6 protein-coding genes are annotated in these 4867 nt (G+C 75.6%); 4 read left to right on the top strand and 2 right to left on the bottom strand.

All coding sequences use genetic code 11. From position 1 onward, the window contains the following. The 4 genes from ACFV61_RS34490 to ACFV61_RS34475 all read left to right on the top strand — a co-directional run. The coding region (locus tag ACFV61_RS34490; protein WP_157849844.1) for an acyl-CoA dehydrogenase family protein at nucleotides 1-96 on the top strand (96 nt) is incomplete at its 5' end. Between the two features lie 76 nt (nucleotides 97-172). Continuing rightward, complete coding sequence (locus ACFV61_RS34485) at nucleotides 173-928, top strand: TetR family transcriptional regulator (RefSeq protein WP_244293315.1); 756 nt, start codon at nucleotides 173-175, stop codon at nucleotides 926-928. Nucleotides 929-1131: 203 nt separating this feature from the next. After that, nucleotides 1132-2517, top strand: a complete 1386-nt coding sequence (locus tag ACFV61_RS34480) for a chloride channel protein (protein ID WP_380496037.1) — start codon at nucleotides 1132-1134, stop codon at nucleotides 2515-2517. A 258-nt stretch (nucleotides 2518-2775) separates the two neighbouring features. Next, the gene (locus ACFV61_RS34475; RefSeq protein WP_380496036.1) at nucleotides 2776-3498 is read left to right on the top strand and encodes a DUF2278 family protein; all 723 of its coding nucleotides are present in this window, start codon (nucleotides 2776-2778) and stop codon (nucleotides 3496-3498) included. A 24-nt stretch (nucleotides 3499-3522) separates the two neighbouring features. Here the strand turns inward: ACFV61_RS34475 and ACFV61_RS34470 are convergent, their stop codons facing one another. Continuing rightward, entirely contained in the window at nucleotides 3523-4194 is a 672-nt protein-coding gene (locus ACFV61_RS34470) for a prolyl oligopeptidase family serine peptidase (RefSeq protein WP_063346944.1), read from the bottom strand. 90 nt (nucleotides 4195-4284) lie between these two features. Next, nucleotides 4285-4749, bottom strand: a complete 465-nt coding sequence (locus ACFV61_RS34465; RefSeq protein ID WP_380429011.1) for a phytoene desaturase family protein — start codon at nucleotides 4747-4749, stop codon at nucleotides 4285-4287. Between the last annotated feature and the right edge of the window lie 118 nt (nucleotides 4750-4867).

Genomic DNA, 4867 nt, shown 5'->3' with positions numbered 1-4867 from the left:
CCGGTGGAGCGGATGATGCGGGACGCGAAGATCACCCAGATCTACGAGGGGACCAACCAGGTCCAGCGCATCGTCATGGCCCGCAACCTGCCGTAACAGCCTCTCCGAGGTGCACCGACGGCCGGGCCGAGCACCCGGTCCGGCCGTTCGGGGCCGATGCTATGTTCCGGGAATGAGCGAGAAGGAAGAGCAGGACCTGCCCATGAACGACGGGCCCGCCAAGCCGGCGATGCGCGAGGCGCTCGTCGCCGCGGCCTTCGAGCTCTTCCTGGAACGCGGCTTCGAGCAGACCACCATCGACGACATCGTCTCGCTCGCCGGGGTCGGCCGGCGCTCCTTCTTCCGCTACTTCCCGGCCAAGGAGGACGTGGTCTTCCCGGACCACGAGCGCAGCCTCGCCGAGATGACGGAGTTCCTGGAGTCCGGCACCGGCGAGGAGGACCCGGTCAAGCACGCCTGCGACGCGGCCCGGCTCGTCCTGCGGATGTACGCCGAACAGCCCTCCTTCTCCGTCCAGCGCTACCGCCTCACCCGCAAGGTCCCCGGCCTGCGGGCGTACGAGCTCTCCGTGGTCTGGCGCTACGAGCACACGCTCGCGGCCTACCTGCGCGGCCGGTTCGCCGACCGCCCGGACGGCCCGCTGCGCGCCGACGTGACCGCCGCCGCCGTCGTCGCCGCGCACAACCACGCCCTGCGCACCTGGCTGCGCTCGGGCGGCGAGAGCGACTGGGTGGTCGAGGTCGACGCGGCGATGGCCTTCGTCACCGGCACCTGGAACGACCGCCCGGGCGGGGAGTCCGGGGGGTCCGGGGAGCCCGCGGAGTCCGGGGCGGACGATGTGGTGGTGCTGGTCGCCAGCCGCCGGGCGCCGCTGTGGCGGATGGTCCAGGGCATCGAGAGCGCGCTCGGCGACGCCCGCCGGCTCTGACCGCCCGCTGTTGGCTCCGGCCGCCGTCGACGCCCACCCGCTCCGGTCGCCAGCCGCCCCGGAGAGCGCTCTCACCTGAACGGCGCAACTCCGCTCGTCCGGCGCCCGGCTGACGGGTCGCACGCCGTGCGGGCCGCCCGGCCCCGGGCGAGACTCGGTCGCAGGACGGGGGCCGCGCGCCCCGGGAGCGCGAAGGAGCGGCGATGCCGGGGACGCCCCAGCAGCAGAACGGTGGCCCCACCCTGCGCCAGGTGCTGCTCGGCAAGGGCTACCTCGGCCTGCTGCTGGTCGCCACCCTGATCGGTGCCCCGGTCTCGCTGGTCGCCTTCGGCTTCGTCGGCCTGGAGCACCAACTCCAGCACTGGGTCTGGGAGAGCCTGCCGGTCGCCGCCGGCTTCGACCGCGCCCCCTGGTGGTGGCCGCTGCCCGCGCTGCTGCTGGCCGGCCTGCTGCTCGCCCCCGTGGTCACCCGGTTGCCCGGGCGCGGCGGCCACGTCCCGGTGGACGGGTTGGGCGGCCCGCCCACCCCGCCGGGCGCCGTCCCCGGCGTGGTGCTGGCCGCGCTCGCCTGCCTGCCGCTCGGCGCGGTGCTCGGCCCGGAGGCGCCGCTGATGGCGATCGGCGGCGGCCTCGCGCTGCTCGCCGTCCGGTCCGCCAGGCGGGCCCAACGCCCTGACCTGGTACCGGTGTTGGGCACAGCCGGGGCGGCGGCGGCGATCTCCACCATCTTCGGCAGCCCGCTGGTGGCGGGCGTGATGATGATCGAGGCGGCCGGGCTGGGCGGCCCGCGGCTGATCGCTCTGATCCTGCCCTGCCTGCTGGCCAGCGGGGTCGGTGCGCTGGTCTTCACCGGCTTCGGCCACTGGACCGGGCTGTCGATCGGCGCGCTCTCGCTGCCGCGGGTGCCCGAGAGCGGCGTCCCGGACCTGGGCGACTTCCTCTGGGGCGTCCCGCTGGCGGTGGTGATCGCCGTGGTCTGCGTGGCCGGGCAGGCCCTCGGCCGGCGGGTCAAGGCCTTCACCACGGGCGATCCGGCGGGCCCCCGGCCGGTGCCGACCGCTCGTCGGACCGCCGTTCGGACGGTGCTGTGCGCGATCGCCGTCGGGGCCTGCCTCGCGGCGTACGCGCTGCTCACCGGTCGCTCACCGGAGGAGGCCGCGCTCTCCGGGCAGGCCACCCTGGGCGCGCTGGCGGCCGACCCGGCGGCCTGGTCGATCGGCGCGCTGCTCGCCCTGGTGCTGTGCAAGGCGGTCGGCTGGGGGATCGCCCTGGGCAGTCTGCGCGGCGGCCCGATCTTCCCGGCGATCCTGATCGGTGCCGCGCTCGGGGCGGCCTGCGCGCCGCTGCCCGGCTTCGGCACCGCGCCCGCGCTGGCCGTCGGACTGGCCGCCTCCGGCGCGGCCGTCACCCGGCTTCCGGTCACCAGCACGGTGCTGGCGACGGCGCTGCTGGGCGGCCAGGCCGCCGATGCGATGCCGCTGCTGATCGTCGCCGCGGTGACGGCCTTCGTCACCGGCGAGCTGCTCCGGGGGCGGTCGAGACGCTTCCACGCCCTGCCCGGCCGGGGCAGGCCGGCACCGGCCGACTGACCGGCCCGCCCTCGTCCGGCCCTCGTCCCGCCCTCGTCCAGTCCTCGTCCGGTCCTCATCCAGCCCTCGTCCAGTCCCCGGACGACGGCGCCCCGACGTCAACGTTCTGCGGCGCGAAAGCCCGTTCGGGGGACGGCAGATGAACAACTGCGGATTCCACAGCCCCCGGTCGGCGGTGTGCGCGATAACGGAGGGACCCCGGCCGACCGGCCGGCGAGGCACCAGGACCAGCAGCCAGGGAACCGAGGAACCACACCCATGCCGATCAGCGACTACGGCGTGCTCGCCGCCACCGCCGTCGACCGGCGCCGCGAGGGCGCCACCGACACCCCGCACTACCAGATCCACCTGCGCGACGCCGGGGGCACCGACTACCGCGCGGCGGTCAACGTCCTCTCCCAGCAGGCCCCCGCGGACCTGCGCTACCTCGCGGTCGAGGACTTCCGGCACCCCGTCACCGGTCTCCTCCCGCCGACCGGCAGCGGCTGGAACCCGCTGCCGTCCCGGCCGGGCACGGCGAGCCTGGACTTCGTCCGCGGGCACCTGTTCGACCCCGCGGCGATGCGCGTCCTGCCGCCCGACCTCCCGGGCCCGGACAACGACCTCGCCGACATGCTCGACCAGCACGTCCAGCGGGCGATCGCCGACCCGGCGGCCGCGGTGTACGTCTTCGGGCAGCGCTTCGGGCCCGAACCCGGCGTCCCGGACAAGGTGTTCGGCTTCCTGCCCGGCAACGGCGTGCACGACGTGCACATGAACCAGGGCAACAGCGGGCGGTTCCGGACGGACGACGGCGTCTACCAGGACGGCGCGCTGCTCATCCACCTGCCGGCGGAGAGCCGGTGGGCGGCGGTGTTCCTGGCCTTCCAGTCGCAGTCCTGGCACACCGACGACCGCACCGGGCACGCCCTGCCCGCGTCCGTCCCGCACCCCACGCGCCCCCGGACCGGCTCCCGCCAGGCGACCGGCCCCCAGCAGTAGCGTCCGCCGGGCCCGTCGGCGTTCTCAGCCCGCGCTGCGGGACCGGCGGGACTGGGCGAGCAGCCAGGCGTAGACCTCGGGGTCGTCGTACGTCCGCGTCCAGGAGTCGTGGCCGACCCCCGGGTAGCGGGTGAACCGCACCGGACCGCCCGCCTCCCGCAGCGCCTCGACCACCCGCTCGGTGTGGGCGACCGGGACGACGTCGTCCTCCCCGCCGTGGAAGGCCCACACCGGGAGGGCGGCGAGGCGCGGCGCCGCCTCCCTCAGCCCGGACCCGCAGATCGGCACGGCGGCGGCGAACCGGCGCGGGTACCGGGCGGCGAGCGCCCACGTGCCGGTGCCGCCCATGCTCAGCCCGGTCACGTACCGCCGGTCCGGGTCGATCCGGTACGTCCGCGCCACGTCCTCGACCAGGGCCGCCAGCGCGCTCACCTCCGCGACCCACGAGCTGTGCGCCGGGCACTGCGGGGCCACCACCACGAACGGCAGCTTCGCCCCGGCGGCGATCTGCCGCACCGGCCCGTGCACGGCGAGCGCCGCCAGATCCTCGCCGCGCTCCATGGCGCCGTGCAGGAACAGCAGCAGCGGCCACGGCCCGGGGCCCTCGTCGTACCCGTCCGGCAACGACAGGGCGTACCCCAGGTCGTTGCCGTCCTCGTCGACGGCGAACCGGTGGTGCTGAACAGGTGCGGACATCGGTCTCCTCCAAAGGCGCCAGGGGTTCCACGGGGCGGACCCGCCGCCACCACCCTTACCGAGCAGCCTCTCCGATCGATGACGCCGCCGTCACGGTTCACATCGCAAAGATGCCGGACGGGGCCCGAGCGAGGGCGGCGCGGCGATGCCGAACTCCCGGCGGAGCGCGGAGACGGCGGCGAGGTAGCCGCTCATGCCGTGGACGCCCGGACCGGGTGGGGTGGACGCGGAGCACAGGTAGACGCCGGGCAGCGGGGTCGCGTACGGGTTCCACCGGAGGGTCGGGCGCATGAGCAGCTGGCCGAGGGTCAGGGCCCCGGCGCCGATGTCCCCGCCGACGTAGTTGGGGTTGTACGCCTCGTACTGGACGCCGTTGGTGCTCCTGGCGGCGAGGACCGTCTCGCTGAACCCGGGCGCGTACTTCTCGATCTGTGCCGTGACGGAGCCGGTGGGGTCCGCCGCGTACCCGTTGGGCACGTGCGCGTAGGCCCAGACGGGCCTCTTCCCGGCGTGGACCCGGTCGGGATCGGCGACGCCGGGATCCACCAGCAGCACGAAGGGGGGGGGCCCCCCGCGCCCCCCCCCCCCCCCCCCCCCCCCCCCCGCGCAAATAGCCCGAGCCCCCCCCCCCCGGGCACGGGGGGGGCCCGCCCCCCCCGGGGTTTGGGCCCCC

The organism is Kitasatospora sp. NPDC059817, from assembly GCF_042731835.1.
Lineage (GTDB): Bacteria > Actinomycetota > Actinomycetes > Streptomycetales > Streptomycetaceae > Kitasatospora.
This window is presented reverse-complemented; position numbering and strand designations above follow the sequence as displayed.

Excerpts from the sequence above, each read along its gene's own strand:
- ACFV61_RS34470 (WP_063346944.1), bottom strand. The coding sequence starts at position 4,194 with ATGTCCGCACCTGTTCAGCACCACCGGTTCGCCGTCGACGAGGACGGC.
- ACFV61_RS34480 (WP_380496037.1), top strand. The coding sequence starts at position 1,132 with ATGCCGGGGACGCCCCAGCAGCAGAACGGTGGCCCCACCCTGCGCCAG.
- ACFV61_RS34475 (WP_380496036.1), top strand. The coding sequence starts at position 2,776 with ATGCCGATCAGCGACTACGGCGTGCTCGCCGCCACCGCCGTCGACCGG.
- ACFV61_RS34485 (WP_244293315.1), top strand. The coding sequence starts at position 173 with ATGAGCGAGAAGGAAGAGCAGGACCTGCCCATGAACGACGGGCCCGCC.